Genomic DNA, 15,624 nt, shown 5'->3' with positions numbered 1-15,624 from the left:
CTCAATGACCCTCTCGCTCGACTACGCCGCACTGTCCGATGTCGGACGGGTGCGCCGCAACAATGAGGACTCGGCGTACGCCGGTCCGCACCTCCTGCTGCTCGCCGACGGAATGGGCGGCGCGGCGGCCGGTGAGGTGGCCAGTGCGGCCGCGGTCCAGGTGATCCGGAAGCTGGACGCGTCGGGGATCAGCGGTGAGGACATGATCGAGGCGCTGGCCGGTGCGGTGCACCGGGCGAACGAGCGCCTGTCCGAGCTGGTCGAGGAGGACCCGGAGCGAGAGGGGATGGGTTCCACCGTCACCGCGCTGATGTTCGACGGGCAGCAGCTCGGCCTGGCCCACCTGGGCGACTCCCGGGCGTACCGGATGCGCGACGGGCTGCTCTACCAACTGAGCCACGACCACACCTTTGTGCAGTCGCTGGTGGACGAGGGCCGGATCTCCAAGGAAGAGGCCTTCACCCACCCGCACCGCAACCTGATCCTCCGCGTACTCGACGGCCGGCCGGACTCCGATCCGGACCTGGAGATCCTCGACGTCCGCGCCGGTGACCGGCTGATGCTGTGCAGTGACGGCCTGCCCGACTACGTGAGCGACGAGGTGATCGCGGCCTCGATGGCCGACGGTACGCCGGACTCCGTGGTGGTGGAGCTGATCACGCACGCCCTGGAAGCCGGGTCGAACGACAACGTCACGTGTGTCGTCGCGGACGTGGTCGAGACGCAGCCGTCGAGCGAGGCCAACCCGCAGCTCGTCGGCGCGGCCGCTGAGCTGGCTCAGGGCGGGACAGGTCGCGGCGAGCCGACGGTCGTCGTACCTGGGCATGGCAGCGGTGGCGGTGGTGGTGGTCACGGCGCGGTGCTCGATCCGGAGGAGCTGCGGTACGCACCGCGGCCGCCGAAGCGCTTCCCGTGGCTGCGGCGGATCGCCGTCCTGCTCGTCATCCTCGGGCTGATCGGTGGCGGCGCCTGGTTCGCGTACAGCTGGACGCAGAAGCAGTACTACGTGGGCACCGACGGCGACTATGTCGCGATCTTCAAGGGTGTGGACGGGACCATCCCCGGCCTGACGCTGTCGAAGGTGTACGAGAAGCAGACCCTGCAGGTGGACAAGCTGCCGACGTACAGCCGCGAGCAGGTGGAGAGCAACATCCAAGCCGACGACCTGGCCGGCGCGCGGACGATCGTGAGCGAGTTGGAGCGGACCGCCGCCGAGTGCGCCGCCAAGGCCAAGCCGACCCCGACTCCCACGCCGAAGCCGAGTACGACGGTGCCGGCACCGCCGGCCACGGTCAAGCCGCCGACCACGACACCGTCCACCACGCCGACGACCTCGCCGACCACCGGCACGGTCAACCCCGACGACTGTGACGGCGTCCGATGAGTATCGCGTCGACGTCCGTCATCCAGATCATCCCGCGCAGCCGGCGCGGGGTGGAACTGCTGCTGCTCATCATCGCGATCATCGTCTCGGTCGGCGCGTACGTGAACATCGGCATCACTGTCCAGGACAAGGTCCCGGCCAGCACCGGGTACTACGCCGCCGGGATCGGCCTGCTCGCGCTGATCGCCCACTTCGCCCTGCGGTACCGGGCGCCGTACGCCGACCCGGTGCTGCTGCCGTGCGCCGTCGTACTGAACGGGCTCGGCGTGGCGATGATCCACCGGGTCGACCTCGGCCTGGCCGCTGCCGCGGAGGCAGCCGGACGGGAGCCACGGGCGGCCGCCGCACCGCAGCAGATCACCTGGACCGCGGTCGGCGTCGTCCTGTTCCTGGCCGTCATCCTGCTGATCCGCGACCACCGGCGGCTGCAGGCGCTGACCTACACCGCGGGCCTGGCCGGTCTGATCCTGCTGGTGCTGCCACTGATCCCGGGTCTCGGCGTCAACATCAACGGCGCGCAGATCTGGGTTCGATTCCTCGGGATGTCGTTCCAGCCGGGTGAGTTCGCGAAGCTCTTCCTGGTGATCTTCTTCGCCGGCTACCTGGTGGTGAAGCGGGACGTGCTGACCCTGGCCGGGCACCGCTTCCTCGGCCTCGACCTGCCCCGGGCCCGCGACCTCGGCCCGATCCTGATCGCCTGGGCGGTCAGCCTGGGTGTCCTCGTCTTCGAGAAGGACCTCGGCTCGTCGCTGCTGTTCTTCGGCCTGTTCCTGATCCTGCTGTACGTGTCCACCGAGCGGGCCGGCTGGCTGATCATCGGTGGTCTGCTGTTCGCCGGCGGCGCGTTCTTCGCGTCCCAGACCTTCGGCCACGTCCAGAAGCGCGTGGACGACTGGCTGCACCCGTTCAACGAGGTCGGCGGCCAGGTCGCCACCGCGCTGATGGGACAGGCCTGGGGCGGTGTGCTCGGCCGCGGCCTGGGCCAGGGCCGCCCCGAACTGCTCGGCTTCTACGGCCAGAGCGACTTCATCATCTCCTCGTTCGGCGAGGAGCTCGGCCTGACCGGGCTGATGGCGATCATCCTGATCTACACACTCATCGTGGAGCGCGGTCTGCGCACCGCGCTCGGCTGCCGGGACATCTTCGGCAAGCTGGTCGCGACCGGTCTGGCCATGTCGTTCGCGCTGCAGGTGTTCGTCATCGTCGGCGGTGTCACCGGGCTGATCCCGCTGACCGGTCTGGCCACGCCGTTCATGGCGCTGGGCGGTACGTCGCTGGTCGCGAACTGGGCGATCATCGCGCTGCTGCTGCGGATCAGTGACCAGGCGCGCCGGCCGCAGACCCCGGCCGCTCCAGTGTCCGACGAAACGATCGCGATGGCGGTGCAGAAGCAGTGAACTCGGCGATCCGGCGACTGGCCATGGCGGCGATCATCCTGATGCTCGCGCTGATGGCGAACTCGACGTACCTGCAGGCCTTCCGGGCCGGCGACCTGAACGCGCGCAACGACAACCGGCGGGTGCGCGACTCGCAGTTCTCGGTCGACCGCGGCCCGATCCTGATCGGCAGTACGCCGGTCGCGCAGAGCAAGCCGTCGAACGACCGGTTCCAGTTCCAGCGCACGTACGCGTCCGGTCCGGTCTACGCACCGGTGACCGGGTACTACTCCTACCTGTACGGGCGGGCCGGCATCGAGCTGACCCAGAACGCCGAGCTGAACGGGTCCGACCCGTCGATGGCGTTCCGCCGGGTGATCGACGTGATCACCAACCGCCGCCAGCAGGGTGCCAGCGTGACGCTGACGCTGAACGCCGCCGCGCAGCAGGCGGCGTACGCCGGACTGGCCGGCAAGACCGGCGCGGTGGTGGCGATCGAGCCGAAGACCGGCCGGGTGCTCGCGATGGCGACGCGGCCGTCGTACGACCCGAACCGGCTCGCCTCGCACGACCTGGACAAGGTCAGCGCGGCGTGGAAGCAGCTGAACGAGGACCCGAGCAAGCCGATGTCGAACCGGGCGGTCAAGGAGCTCTACCCGCCGGGCTCGACGTTCAAGCTGGTCACCGCGGCCGCGGCCCTGTCGAGTGGCAAGTACACGCCGGAGACCAAGGTGCACTCGCCGGCCGAGCTGCCGCTGCCGCAGACCACCGTCCCGCTGGTGAACGAGAACGGCCAGAACTGCGGCGGCAGCGACAACGCGACGCTGACGATCGCGCTGCGCTACTCCTGCAACACCGCGTTCGGCACCATCGGCCTGGACCTGAAGGCCGAGGCGCTGGCCGAGCAGGCGGCGAAGTTCGGCTTCGGCGAGCGGCAGCTGCCCGAGCTGGGCGCGGTCGCCAGCCAGTTCCCCGGCGACCCGAACGAGCCGCAGACCGCGCAGTCCGCGATCGGCCAGTTCGACGTCCGGGCCACCCCGCTGCAGATGGCGATGGTCGCCGCCGGGATCGCGAACCAGGGCGCCGTGATGAAGCCCTACCTGGTCCAGAACGTGAAGACCGCGGACCTGAAGACGGTCTCCGAGACCAAGCCGGAGGAGCTGCACCAGGCGGTCACCCCGGAGGTCGCGGCCCAGCTGACCGCGATGATGGTCGACGTGGTGAACAACGGCACCGGCCGGCCGGGCCGGATCAGCAACGTCCAGGTGGCCGGCAAGACCGGTACGGCGCAGACGTCGAAGGACCGCCCGCCGTTCGCCTGGTTCACCGCGTTCGCCCCGGCCGACGACCCGAAGGTCGCGGTGGCCGTGATGATCGAGGACGCGAACATCCCGCGCAACGACATCGCCGGCGGAACCCTGGCGGCACCGATCGCCAAACGGGTGATGGAGGCGGTGCTGGGCCAATGACCACGATACGGAATGATGCCGTGACAGCGCGTCTTTCCAACGGGGATCCACGTGTGGCGGCCGCTACCGTGGGCAAGTTGAGTGTGTTCCGGACAGGTTGGAAGGCAGAGTCATGACATCGCAGGCACGTCTTGTCGGCGGCCGGTACGAAGAAGGCGAACCGCTCGGCCGCGGCGGCATGGCCGATGTCCGCAGGGGCGTCGACAACCGGCTCGGCCGGGCCGTTGCGATCAAGCGGCTGCGGGTCGACCTCGCCAGTGACGCCACCTTCCAGGCCCGGTTCCGGCGGGAGGCCCAGTCGGCCGCCTCGCTGAACCACCCGACCATCGTGTCGGTCTACGACACCGGCGAGGAGCCCGACCCGAACGGATCCGGCGTCACCATTCCGTACATCGTGATGGAGTTGGTGACCGGCAAGACGCTCCGGGACCTGATCCGCGAGGGCCGCAAGATCATGCCGGAGCGGGCGCTGGAGATCACCTCCGGCGTACTCGAGGCACTCGACTACAGCCACCGGGCCGGCATCGTGCACCGCGACATCAAGCCCGGGAACGTCATGCTGACCCCGCAGGGCCAGGTCAAGGTGATGGACTTCGGCATCGCCCGGGCGGTCGCGGACACCTCCTCCACGATGACCCAGACCGCGGCCGTCATCGGTACGGCGCAGTACCTGTCACCGGAGCAGGCCCGCGGCGAGACCGTCGACGCCCGCTCCGACCTGTACTCGACCGGCTGCCTGCTGTACGAACTGCTGACCGGCCGGCCGCCGTTTGTCGGTGAGTCGCCGGTGTCGGTGGCCTACCAGCACGTCCGGGAGCAGGCGCTGCCGCCGTCGTCGTTCGACCCCGACATCCCGCCGGAGGTCGACGCGGTCGTCCTCAAGGCGCTGGCGAAGAACCGCGAGGAGCGCTACCAGAGCGCATCCGAGATGCGGCAGGACATCCACCGGGTACTGGCCGGTCAGCAGGTGACCGCGCCGATGGCCGCGATCGGCGAGACCCGTGCGATCCCGGCGGTGTCTCCGACCGCGGCCACCCAGGCCTACCGGCAGACCGCTGCCGACGACCTGCTGCCACCGGACGGCGACGATCTCGACGAGGCCCAGGCGGCCAGGGCCCGGCGCAATCGCGGGCTCGCCTACTTCCTGCTCGGCCTGGCCATCGTGGCCGTGGCGGTCGGCGCCTACGCCCTGTTCACGAACATGGGCAACGACAACGGCGGTACGGCGAATCCGCCGGCCAAGGTCGCCGTACCTGATGTGAGCGGCAAGACGGTCGCGGAAGCGACCGCGTTGCTCACCGAGAACAAGCTCGTGTTCGCGCAGGGACCGTCGGAGGCCAGTGACACGGTCGGCCGGGGCTTGGCGCTCCGGCAGACTCCGCAAGCCGGGACCGAGGCGGAAGAGGGCTCGACCGTCACCGTGGTGTTCTCGGCCGGCCGCAGCGCGTTCCCGGTGCCGGACGTGATCGGCAAGTCCGAGTCGCAGGCCCGGAAGGCTCTCGAGGGGACCGCGGCGAACTTCAAGGTCAAAGAAGCTACCCAGGAGCAGGACAGCGGAGAGAAGAAGGGCACCGTCCTGGCGGTCAGCCCGGACCCGAGCGGACAGTACCCGTCCGGCACCGAGTTCACCCTGACCGTGTCGTCCGGCGTCGAGCAGGTCGAGGTGCCGAACGTCGTCACCCAACTGCAGGACGACGCGACCTCGACGCTGAAGGGTCTCGGCTTCCGGGTCGGCTACGCCACCGCCAACGACCCGAACGCGGCCGACCAGACCGTGCTCAAGCAGAGTGTGAAGGCCGGCAGCAAGGCCCCGAAGGGCACCCTGATCACGCTGACGGTCAACGACGCGGAAGAGCCGTCGCCGACGCCGACGCCGAGCGACACGGAGTCGCCTCCGCCCACCATCCCGACCACGCCGGGCATCACGATCGGCGGCTGACACGACAGAGCCCCCCGCGCTTGCACAGCGCGGGGGGCTTCTTGTCGGTTCAGCTGACGACGGGAGCCAGGCCGGCCGAGCGGGCGACCGCGTCCGGGTCGCCGCACGTCACCAGCCAGTTGGCCAGCATCCGGTGGCCGCCCTCGGTGAGCACCGACTCCGGGTGGAACTGGACGCCCTCGACCGGGAGGTCGCGGTGCCGGGCCGCCATGATCACGCCGGCCTCGGTCCGGGCCGTCACCTGCAGGACGTCAGGCACGGTGCCCTCGGCGATCGCCAGCGAGTGGTACCGGGTCGCGGTGAACGGCGACGGCAGCCCGGCGAGCACACCGGCGCCTTCGTGGAACACCTGGCTGGTCTTGCCGTGCAGAAGCTCGTCGGCCCGGCCGACCACCCCGCCGTACGCGACGCCGATCGCCTGCAGGCCAAGGCAGACGCCGAAGATCGGGACCTCGCCGCCCTTCTCCTTGATGATGTCCACACACGCTCCGGCCTCTTCCGGCGTACCGGGGCCGGGGGAGAGCAGGACACCGTCGTACTCGGTGACCTGGTCAGGGGTGACCTCGTCGTTGCGCAGCACGGTGGTCTCGGCCTGCAACTGCTGCAGGTACTGGACCAGGTTGTAGACGAAGGAGTCGTAGTTGTCGACGACAAGGATCCGCGGCATGCGGTCCATTGTGACAGCTCAGGCCTACCGGCCGCTGGCCGTCGGGCTGACCGAGGGAGTCCGCTCGAAGCCGGGCACGGTCGCACTCTGCAGGTCGAGGGTGCCTTCGTACGCCGGCATCGCGATCGACGACTCGTTCTTCACCTCGTAGCCGAGCTGGAACTTCACCACGTAGTCCTGCAGGTTCTCGATGTACTGCGAGTCGTCCAGCGCCTTCTGCAGCTTCCGCCGGTCCCCGATCGCGGTGATCTTGTACGGCGGCAGGTACGGCACACCGTGCAGGACGACCGAGTTGCCGACGCACTTGATCCCGGTGGTGGAGATGACCCGGTGGTTCTGGATCGAGAGCGCGTCCGCGCCGCCGGCCCAGAGCGCGTTCACCACGGCCTGGATGTCCTGCTGGTGGATCACCAGCCAGTCGGCGTCGACGTCCGGGTTGTCCTTGACCACCTCACGCGGTGCGTCCTTCAGCGTGACGGTCAGTCCCGGACCGGTGACGGGCGTCGTGCCCACCTGGTCGGACAGTTCCTTGAGCTGCTCGGACAGCTTCGGATCGATCGAGCCTTGCTGCGCCTGCAGCTTCTCGATGTCCTGGGTCAGCGCCGCGTGCTGACGGACCAGGCTCGCGCTGCGGCGGCTCTGTTCCTCGACCAGCCCGGCGAGCGTAGTGTTGCGGCTAGGGCGCAGGTCGGTGCCCCGGGCGTTGGTGGCGCTGGTCGCGAAGAGCAGACCGGCGCACAACAGCGCCAGCGGTGCCCCTGCCCGCCACAGCGAAATACGCCTCAACCTACGCACCCGTGATCTCCATGTTGCTCTCTGCACTACGCTAACCCGGGACCGGACCCCAATCAGGTCCGGGCCGAGGCCTCAGCGCTCAGCTTATGCGTCCTTACAAGGAGTTCAGTCGTGCCCGAGTCGAGCAGTCGCAACAAGAAGAAGACCGACAAGGTCAAGGCGGAGAAGACGCCGAAGAAGCCGCGCACCACCAGCCGCGTCTGGGTGGCGCCGCTGATGCTGACCTGCTGGCTGCTCGGTCTCGCTTGGCTGGTCGTCTTCTACGTGGCCGGCCAGGACATCCCGGTGATGAACGACCTGGGCAACTGGAACCTGCTGATCGGTATGGGCCTGATCGCGGTCGGCTTCGTCGTGTCCACCCAGTGGATCTAGTCCGGCGCTGAGCCCCGCTGAGCTCCTCAGCGGGGCAGCTGTACGAGGCCTCAGCCGGTGATCGGGCGCACCCGGCTCAGGTCCGTGGTCAACTGCCGCAGCGCGGGCGCGCAGAATCACAGGCGTGGAGTTATCCACACCCGTATCCCCAGCTGTGCACAGCTTTTCGGCGATTCGTCCCCAGGTTGTCCCCGGCTTCTCCACGATCTCCGGCGAAGATTCCCAGAAATCTGTGGATAAGCGAGGTTTGAGCCAGCCAGTTTCCACAGCGTTCACGTCGGCAACGGCCGATTGTCCACCACCCGCATCATCACGATGGTGGACGTCATCCGCTGCACCCCGGGCAGCCGGGCGAGTCTCTCGTCCCGTAACTTCTGGAACGCGGCGATATCCGCGGTCGCCACCCGGATCAGGTAGTCCGGCTCACCGAACAGCCGCTCCGCGTGCACCACGTCTTCGATCTCGGCCAGGCCGGCCTCGAACGCGGCAACCGACTCCTCCCGATCCATCGTCACCGCGAGCAGCACCTCGAACCCGCGCCCGACCACAGCCGGGTCGACCACGGCCCGATATCCACAGATCGCCCCGGACCGCTCCAACTCCCGCATCCGCCGATGACACGGCGCCGCACTCAACCCGACCCGCTGGGCCAGTTCCGTCACCGTCAGCCGGCCCTCGGCCTGCAGCACCGCAAGGATCTTGCGATCGATCGCATCCATGGAAAGGATCCTATCGCCGTCTGCGGCGATCGAGCATAAATTCGCACGATATCGTCGCCGGATCAGACGTATTCTTGCGGCATGCTCGACCTACTGCCCATCGCCGCCGCCGTCTTCGGCATCCCGCAGTACCTGCCGCAGATCCTCAAGCTGCGCGCGACCGGTGACACAGCCGGGGTGTCCTGGTCGTGGGCGACGCTGACCAGCCTCAACAACGCGGCCTGGTTCGTGTACTTCATGCTGTCGGGCTACTGGACCGCGAGCCTGCCCTCGACCGCCGCGAGCGTGCTGGCCGGCACTGTCGCGGTGATGCTGGTACGACGTGGCGCGCTGAACCGGCGTGCGGTCGGCTGGATCGCCGGGTGGGCCGGCCTGCTCGCTGTCGCGGGTCTGGTCGGCGGACGGGTCGGCCTGGGCACACTGCTCGCCGCCGCCTCGATCGTCCAGGTCGCGCCCTCGCTCTGGACGGCGTACCGGACCGCTCACCCGACCGGGATCTCGCAGCTGACCTGGGCGCTGGTGTTCGGCGAACTGTCCTGCTGGCTGGCCTTCGGGCTGTGGAAAACCGACTCCCGGCTGATCACGCTCGGCGCGACCGGGGTCCTCGCCAGCGTGCTGATGCTGGCGCGCACCCGCCGTACCGCCGTACCTCTCGCGAGCATCGACGCGGCGGGGAGCCGGGCGTAACGTCGAGGTGCCGACCAACGGCTTGAGAGACGGGGAGGGTCTCACCATGTTCGTTCAGGTCATTCAGGGACAGGTGGCAGACGCCGAGCAGGCACACGCCGCGTTCGACCGGTGGGTGGAGGAGCTGGCGCCCGAGGCGACCGGCTGGCTGGGGACCACCGCCGGGGTCACCGAGGACGGACGGTTCATCGCGCTGGCGCGGTTCGAGTCCGCCGAGGCCGCCCGCCGGAACAGCGAATCGCCCGCTCAGGACAAGTGGTGGCACGAGTTCTCGTCGGTGCTCAGCGGCGACGCGAGCTTCCACGACAGCGACGACGTCATCGTCGACGTCCAGGGTGAGCCCGACGCGGCCGGCTTCGTGCAGGTCATGCAGGGCGCGGGCAGCAACCCCGAGCGCGCTCGCGAGCTGATGGGCCAGGACCCGGAGCTGTGGGCGGACTTCCGGCCCGACGTCATCGGCAGTGTGGCCGCGATGTACGACGAGGGCGACTACACGATGGCCATGTACTTCACCAGCGAGGCCGAGGCCCGCGAAGGCGAGCAGAAGACGCCGCCGCCGGAGCTGCAGGCGCAGATGGACGAAATGCAGGCGCTGGCCGCCGGCCCGCCCACGTTCTTCGACCTCAAGCAGCCCTGGCTCTACTCACCTCGCTGAGGCACGTCTACGTAGAGATATATGTAGACATCTACGTACCTTCTACGTATAGTTCTACGTAGGAGGAGAGAAGACGATGCCCAACAAGACGATCTACGTGTCGGACGACGACCTGCCGCTGTACAAGAAGGCGCAGGAGCTCGCCGGGAACCTGTCCTCGGCGATCTCCATCGCGCTGCGCAAGTACGTCGAGCTGGAGGAAGGCCGACTCGAGGGGTACGACGAGATCACCGTGCGGGTGGGCCGGGGGACCGGCCGCAAGCAGCGGTTCTCCGGCGTACTGCTCGCCGAAGGCGGCCGATCCAGCAAGAACGGCTACGAGGCGTTCAAGATCTACCGCAGCCGCACCGGAAAGTTCGTCCTGCACGCGGACCGCCGCAACCAGTTCGTCCAGGGCGCCAGCGACGAGGAGTACCTCACCGGCTGGCGCAGCTGGATCGGCAACTGGAGCACCGACCAGTCCTGGAGCATGGCGCAGGGCGAGGCGACCCTGTACGTCGTGGACTCGATCGAGGAACTGCGGGACCTGATCCCGGAGGACCTCTACGCGCTGGTCGAAGAGGCCGACCAACAGCCCGCGGTGGAGGACCTCGACATCTGATTCCGCACCGCTCCTAACAGAACAGCCCTGATCCACCGACCGCACCCGCGGCTCGGCCGGATCAGCACGCCCTGAATCTCTCCTCCCACACCCCTTAGGCCACTGGGCCAGGTCGACCCTGCCCAAAAACAAGCGAGGAACTCATGTCATCAGCAATTGACGTGCGCGGTCTGCACAAGTCGTACGGCGACAAGGTCGTCCTGGACGGGATCGACCTGAACGTTGCCGAAGGCACCATCTTTGCGCTGCTCGGCCCGAACGGCGCCGGCAAGACCACCGCGGTGCAGATCCTGTCCACCCTGATCACCGCCGACGCCGGCGACATCCGGGTGGCCGGCCACGACCTGCATCAGAACCCGGAGGAGGTGCGCGCCGCGATCGGCGTCACCGGTCAGTTCTCCGCGGTCGACGGACTGCTCACCGGCCGGGAGAACCTGATCATGATGGCCGACCTGTACCACCTCGGCCGCGCCGAGGGCCGCCGCCGGGCGGACGAGCTGCTCGAGCAGTTCGACCTGGTCGAGGCCGGTCAGAAGATGGCGATGACGTACTCCGGCGGCATGAAGCGCCGCCTCGACCTGGCCATGACGCTCGTCGGCAGCCCGCGGATCATCTTCCTGGACGAGCCCACCACCGGTCTCGACCCGCGCAGCCGGCACAGCATGTGGCAGCTGATCCGTGCCCTGGTCGCCACCGGCGTCACGGTCTTCCTCACCACGCAGTACCTGGAGGAGGCGGATCAGCTCGCCGACCGGATCGCCGTACTGGATCACGGCCGGTTGGTTGCCGAGGGCACCCCGGAGCAGTTGAAGCGGCTGGTGCCAGGAGGGCACATCCGGCTCCGGTTCACCGCGCCGGAAGAGTTCGCGCTGGCCGCCCAGGTGCTGCCGTCGGCGTCCCGGGACGAGGAGGCCCTGGTCCTCCAGGTGCCGAGCGACGGCAGCGTCCACACGCTGCGCTCCCTGCTGGCCCGGATCGACGACGCCTCCCTCGAAGTGGACGAGCTGACCGTCCACACCCCCGACCTGGACGACGTGTTCTTCGCCGTCACCGGTCAGCCCACCACCCACGAGAACACCGACGAGAAAGTGACGAGCAAATGAGCACCGTGTCCTACCCGATGGCCGACACCGCCACGATGCTGCGCCGCAACCTGCGGCACGCCCTGCGCTACCCCGGCCTGTCGCTCGGCGCCCTCGGGATGCCGGTCGTCATGATGCTGCTGTTCGGCCTCGTCTTCGGCGACACCTTCTCGGCCGGTCTCGGCGGCGCCAACGGCTTCGACTACATCGACTTCCTCACCCCCGGCATCCTGCTGATGTCGATCGCGTCCGGGACGATGTCCCCCGCGGTCGGCGCCTCCATGGACATGACCGAGGGCATCGTGGCCAGGTTCCGGACGATGGCGATCTTCCGGCCGGCCGTACTGACCGGGCACGTGCTGGGCAATGTGATCCTGACGATCATCAGCCTGGCCCTGGTGGTCGGCTTCGCCGTCCTGATCGGCTTCCGCCCGAACGCGTCGGTCGGAGACTGGTTGCTGGCGAGTGGGCTGCTGATCGCGCTGACCGTCGCCTTGACCTGGTTCGCGATCGCCCTGGGCCTGACCAGCAAGACCCCGGAAGGGGCGAGCAACATCGTCCTGCCGATCAGTCTGCTGCTGCCCTTCCTGAGCAACACCTTCATCCCGCTGGACGCGATGCCGAGCGGCATCCGCTGGTTCGCCGAGTACCAGCCGTTCACCATCATCATCGACACCCTGCGCCACCTGCTGCTGGGGATGCCGATGGACCGCGGCAACGGCTGGCTAGCCATCGCCTGGTGCCTGGCCATCGCTCTGGTCGGCTACTTCTGGGCCCAGAAGAGCTACAACAAGGGCACGGTCGCCTAGGACGGAGCTCCGAGCAGGTTCGCGCGGGTGCGGACGTGCGCGGGCACGAGCAGATCGCAGTCAGGGTTGGTGAGCGGTTGGCCGGCCACGACCTGGAGCGGGATCACACCAGTCCAGTAGGGCAGGTCGAGATCCTGCTCCTCGTCGTTGGCGGGTCCCGAGCGGGTCTTGACCGAGGCTTCGGTCAGGGAGAGCGCGAGGACCGAGGTCTTGGCCAGTTCCTTCCGGTTCGGCGGGCGTACGGCGGTGGAGCGGCCGGGGACCAGGTGGTCGACGATCCGGTTGAGCCCGTGAAGCTTCTCGTCCGGGTCGGTCACCAGGCGCGGTACGCCGAAGATCACCGCCGAGCGGTAGTTGACCGAGTGGTGGAAAGCCGAGCGAGCCAGGACCAGTCCGTCGGTGTGGGTGATGGTCACGCAGATGGTCTGCTCCGGTGCCGCGACCACGCTGCGGGCGGCGACCGACCCATGGAGGTACAGGGTGCCGTCCGGCCCGCGGTCGAGATCCACGCCGTACGCCGTGGGGAGCACGAGGGGAGCGCCGTCGACCACGACACCCAGGTGGCAGAACATGCCGTCGAGGAGTACGTCGTGCAGGACCTGGCGGTCGGTGGCGGCGCGTTCCTTCGAACGGCGCACAGACGTCCGGTCGGTCGGCGAGAGCGGCGCGGCGGTCGGCGGCAGCGGCGTGGTGGTCATATGACCAGGTTCCGGGATCAGTGGCATGCTGGCACGGTCCAATCCCGAGCGAAACAGGTAGTCCATTCGTGCAGAGTTCGCTGCCGCTGATCCTCGATCGCGCCGCCGGGCTGCCGCTGCACCTGCAGTTGGCCGAGCAGTTCCGGGCCGCGATCCGGGACGGGCGTCTCCAAGCAGGCCACCGGTTGCCGTCCACGCGGGACCTGGCCAAGGATCTGTCCGTCTCGCGGTCCGTCGCGCAGGCGGCGTACGACCAACTCCACGCCGAGGGGTGGATCGAGGGTCGCACCGGCGCCGGGACCTTCGTGACGGACGTCGTACCGCTGCAGCCCGCCGTACGGCGTAGTCCTGCACCCAGGCCAGATCCGACCGCCGACCTCCTGACCCTGCGGCCCGGCATCCCGTACATCGGCCCCACGCCCGACCCCGGTTGGCGACGGGCCTGGCGTGAGGTGTCGGCCCAGTCGCCACCCCGTGGGTACGACGACGCGGCCGGACTGCCCGCGCTCCGGGAGGCACTCGCCGAGCACGTGGGCCGGGTCCGGGGGATCGCGTGCGGACCCGAGAACCTGCTCATCACCAACGGCACCGTCCACGGCCTCCGGCTGCTGCTCGCGGTCACCCGCGCGCCGGGCGACCGGATCGCGATCGAGGATCCGGGCTACCTGAACGCGGTCGTGGCCGCTCGGGACCATCGGCTCGAGATCGTCGACGTACCCGTGGACGAGGACGGGCTGCAGGTCGGGGCCCTCACCGATGACGTCCCGGCGGCGTACGTCACGCCGTCGCACCAGTACCCGCTCGGCGGTCGGCTCCCCGTTGCCCGGCGCAACGAACTGATCCGGTGGGCGCGCCGGACCGGGGCGATGCTGATCGAGGACGACTACGACAGCGAGTTCCGGTACGACGTCGCGCCGCTGCCCGCCCTCGCGCAACTCGACCTGGATCGGGTCGTCCACCTCGGCACGCTGTCGAAGACCCTCAGCCCGTCACTTCGGCTCGGTTGGCTGGTCGCCTCCGACGGGATGATCGACCGGCTCGCCACCTTCCGCGCCGACTCGGGCGACTGGCCGGGCTGGCCGATGCAGGCCGCCCTGCTCGCGATGCTCAGCGACGGCTATCTCGACCAGGCCGTCCGCCGCGGTCGCCGCCTGTACGCCGATCGCCGCATCCACACCTGCTCGGTGCTGGCGCCGTACGGCCAGATCATCGGTCAGGACGCCGGCCTCCACATCACCTTGCTGCTGCCGGAGTACGTCGACGATCGCCAGGTGACCGCGGACGCGCGTGCGGCCGGAGTGGTGATCGCTCCACTGTCCGAGTACCGCCGCTCAACCCCCGGCCTACCCGGGCTGGTCATCGGCTACGCGACTCCCTCGGACGCGGACCTCCGCAAAGCCCTCGGCATCCTGACCGGGGTGTTGGACCGCGTCACTCACCGTTGAGTGGGTCGAGAGCGGGCACGGCGCCCCAGCGGTGGTAGACCGGATCGTCGAAGGTGCCCTCGACCTTGCCGAGCCCCTGGATGACCGTGGCCGTACCGTTCGCGTGTCCGACGGCGTACAGGTATCCGGCCTGGGTGTCCTTGTCGATCCCGAGCAGCAGGGTCCCGTACTGGCCACACTTGGTGGCGACCAGCTTCTCGAATCCCTGCCAGGTCTTCGTGCGGACCGGCTTGACGATCGGCTTCATCGGCGCCGCGGTGGGGATCCGGATCGTGTAGAGCGCACCACCTCGGGTGTTCGCCAGGAACGTGTCGTACGTCCGCGTCTTGCTGATCAACGTCATCGACTTGACCGAGGCGAATCCCGGGGCAGACCCGGTGCGACTCCAGGCTCGGTGCACGACGTTCCAGCGGAACAGCACGCCGTCGCTCCGCAGCCCGTACGCCGTCGTCCGGTTGAGCGCACCGGCCGGGTCGTACTGCGAGACCTCGAGCGCGGTGAAGTTCGCCCAGCCGCCACCGATCCGCTGCAACTCGTTCGGCCAGCCTGGGTCGATCAAACCATCGGTGGTGATCGAGTAGTTCCGCAGGTACAACGAGTGCGCCTGCAACACCCACCCTGAGAGGTCAGCACCCGCCACGTTCGGATTCACCGTAAACGTGCTCGCGAGCCGCACCTTCCCCGCCTCGAACACGCCGGCGGTAGTCCCACCGGGCGTACTAGAACTCGCCGCCCCTCGGTGACCACCATCCGCCGTCACCGACCCGGCATACACCCGACAGACCGCGGCCGATCCCTCCACGACCGCGCCCGCAGGCACACTGAACCCCGCCGCCACCAGAACAGCCCACGCGGCGATGAAGATGCTTCGTCTCATGGTCGTCCCCGGTGCTCGATCTCAGGCTTCAAATACCTAGATGCGCACC

The 15,624-nt window shown here is 68.7% G+C and carries 16 protein-coding genes; 11 read left to right on the top strand and 5 right to left on the bottom strand.

Translation table 11 applies throughout. The features are described from left to right. Nucleotides 1–4 precede the first annotated feature (4 nt). The 4 genes from ACGFIF_RS35915 to pknB all read left to right on the top strand — a co-directional run bounded on the left by ACGFIF_RS35915 (nucleotide 5) and on the right by pknB (nucleotide 6,168). Entirely contained in the window at nucleotides 5–1,384 is a 1,380-nt protein-coding gene (locus ACGFIF_RS35915; protein WP_393160663.1) for a PP2C family protein-serine/threonine phosphatase, read from the top strand. Beyond that, entirely contained in the window at nucleotides 1,381–2,781 is a 1,401-nt protein-coding gene (locus ACGFIF_RS35910) for an FtsW/RodA/SpoVE family cell cycle protein (RefSeq protein ID WP_393160661.1), read from the top strand. Before ACGFIF_RS35915 ends, ACGFIF_RS35910 begins: the two co-directional genes overlap by 4 nt. Next, entirely contained in the window at nucleotides 2,778–4,229 is a 1,452-nt protein-coding gene (locus ACGFIF_RS35905; protein WP_393160659.1) for a peptidoglycan D,D-transpeptidase FtsI family protein, read from the top strand. Before ACGFIF_RS35910 ends, ACGFIF_RS35905 begins: the two co-directional genes overlap by 4 nt. Nucleotides 4,230–4,341: 112 nt before the next feature. Then, nucleotides 4,342–6,168: a Stk1 family PASTA domain-containing Ser/Thr kinase gene (gene pknB, locus ACGFIF_RS35900; RefSeq protein WP_393160657.1), complete on the top strand. Its 1,827-nt coding sequence runs from the start codon at nucleotides 4,342–4,344 to the stop codon at nucleotides 6,166–6,168. 49 nt (nucleotides 6,169–6,217) lie between these two features. Here the strand turns inward: pknB and ACGFIF_RS35895 are convergent, their stop codons facing one another. Beyond that, entirely contained in the window at nucleotides 6,218–6,835 is a 618-nt protein-coding gene (locus tag ACGFIF_RS35895) for an aminodeoxychorismate/anthranilate synthase component II (RefSeq protein WP_393160655.1), read from the bottom strand. Between the two features lie 24 nt (nucleotides 6,836–6,859). Continuing rightward, nucleotides 6,860–7,630 carry a DUF881 domain-containing protein gene (locus ACGFIF_RS35890; protein WP_393160653.1) on the bottom strand — a complete coding sequence of 257 codons (771 nt, stop codon included), beginning with the start codon at nucleotides 7,628–7,630 and terminating at the stop codon, nucleotides 6,860–6,862. Nucleotides 7,631–7,741: 111 nt separating this feature from the next. Here ACGFIF_RS35890 and ACGFIF_RS35885 point away from each other — a divergent pair, with 111 nt between their 5' ends. After that, the gene (locus tag ACGFIF_RS35885; RefSeq protein ID WP_393160651.1) at nucleotides 7,742–8,002 is read left to right on the top strand and encodes a cell division protein CrgA; all 261 of its coding nucleotides are present in this window, start codon (nucleotides 7,742–7,744) and stop codon (nucleotides 8,000–8,002) included. Nucleotides 8,003–8,274: 272 nt separating this feature from the next. Here the strand turns inward: ACGFIF_RS35885 and ACGFIF_RS35880 are convergent, their stop codons facing one another. After that, complete coding sequence (locus ACGFIF_RS35880; RefSeq protein ID WP_393160649.1) at nucleotides 8,275–8,721, bottom strand: Lrp/AsnC family transcriptional regulator; 447 nt, start codon at nucleotides 8,719–8,721, stop codon at nucleotides 8,275–8,277. A gap of 81 nt (nucleotides 8,722–8,802) precedes the next feature. Between ACGFIF_RS35880 and ACGFIF_RS35875 the strand changes: the two genes are divergently transcribed. The 5 genes from ACGFIF_RS35875 to ACGFIF_RS35855 all read left to right on the top strand — a co-directional run bounded on the left by ACGFIF_RS35875 (nucleotide 8,803) and on the right by ACGFIF_RS35855 (nucleotide 12,555). Continuing rightward, nucleotides 8,803–9,408, top strand: a complete 606-nt coding sequence (locus ACGFIF_RS35875; RefSeq protein WP_393160647.1) for a hypothetical protein — start codon at nucleotides 8,803–8,805, stop codon at nucleotides 9,406–9,408. Between the two features lie 46 nt (nucleotides 9,409–9,454). Beyond that, nucleotides 9,455–10,063 (top strand): hypothetical protein, encoded by a 609-nt coding sequence (locus ACGFIF_RS35870; RefSeq protein ID WP_393160645.1) that lies wholly within the window; start codon nucleotides 9,455–9,457, stop codon nucleotides 10,061–10,063. A 76-nt stretch (nucleotides 10,064–10,139) separates the two neighbouring features. Further along, nucleotides 10,140–10,664, top strand: a complete 525-nt coding sequence (locus tag ACGFIF_RS35865) for an EXLDI protein (protein WP_393160643.1) — start codon at nucleotides 10,140–10,142, stop codon at nucleotides 10,662–10,664. A 143-nt stretch (nucleotides 10,665–10,807) separates the two neighbouring features. Next, the gene (locus tag ACGFIF_RS35860; protein WP_393160641.1) at nucleotides 10,808–11,767 is read left to right on the top strand and encodes an ATP-binding cassette domain-containing protein; all 960 of its coding nucleotides are present in this window, start codon (nucleotides 10,808–10,810) and stop codon (nucleotides 11,765–11,767) included. Beyond that, on the top strand, nucleotides 11,764–12,555 hold the full coding sequence (locus ACGFIF_RS35855; RefSeq protein WP_393160639.1) for an ABC transporter permease: 792 nt from the start codon (nucleotides 11,764–11,766) through the stop codon (nucleotides 12,553–12,555). The genes ACGFIF_RS35860 and ACGFIF_RS35855 overlap by 4 nt, the downstream gene beginning before the upstream one ends. Here the strand turns inward: ACGFIF_RS35855 and ACGFIF_RS35850 are convergent. Further along, nucleotides 12,552–13,253 carry a pyridoxamine 5'-phosphate oxidase family protein gene (locus ACGFIF_RS35850; protein ID WP_393160637.1) on the bottom strand — a complete coding sequence of 234 codons (702 nt, stop codon included), beginning with the start codon at nucleotides 13,251–13,253 and terminating at the stop codon, nucleotides 12,552–12,554. The two genes, ACGFIF_RS35855 and ACGFIF_RS35850, sit on opposite strands and share 4 nt — an antisense overlap. 68 nt (nucleotides 13,254–13,321) lie before the next feature. Between ACGFIF_RS35850 and ACGFIF_RS35845 the strand changes: the two genes are divergently transcribed. Next, nucleotides 13,322–14,698: a PLP-dependent aminotransferase family protein gene (locus ACGFIF_RS35845; RefSeq protein WP_393160635.1), complete on the top strand. Its 1,377-nt coding sequence runs from the start codon at nucleotides 13,322–13,324 to the stop codon at nucleotides 14,696–14,698. On the opposite strand, the gene ACGFIF_RS35840 is transcribed toward ACGFIF_RS35845, so the two are convergent. After that, the gene (locus ACGFIF_RS35840; RefSeq protein WP_393160633.1) at nucleotides 14,685–15,575 is read right to left on the bottom strand and encodes a hypothetical protein; all 891 of its coding nucleotides are present in this window, start codon (nucleotides 15,573–15,575) and stop codon (nucleotides 14,685–14,687) included. The genes ACGFIF_RS35845 and ACGFIF_RS35840 overlap by 14 nt on opposite strands. Nucleotides 15,576–15,624 lie beyond the last annotated feature (49 nt).

The sequence above is a fragment of the Kribbella sp. NPDC049174 genome (genome assembly GCF_043197365.1).
Classification (GTDB): domain Bacteria; phylum Actinomycetota; class Actinomycetes; order Propionibacteriales; family Kribbellaceae; genus Kribbella.
Note: the sequence above shows the minus strand (reverse complement) of the source record. Positions and strands in the feature narration are given on the sequence as shown.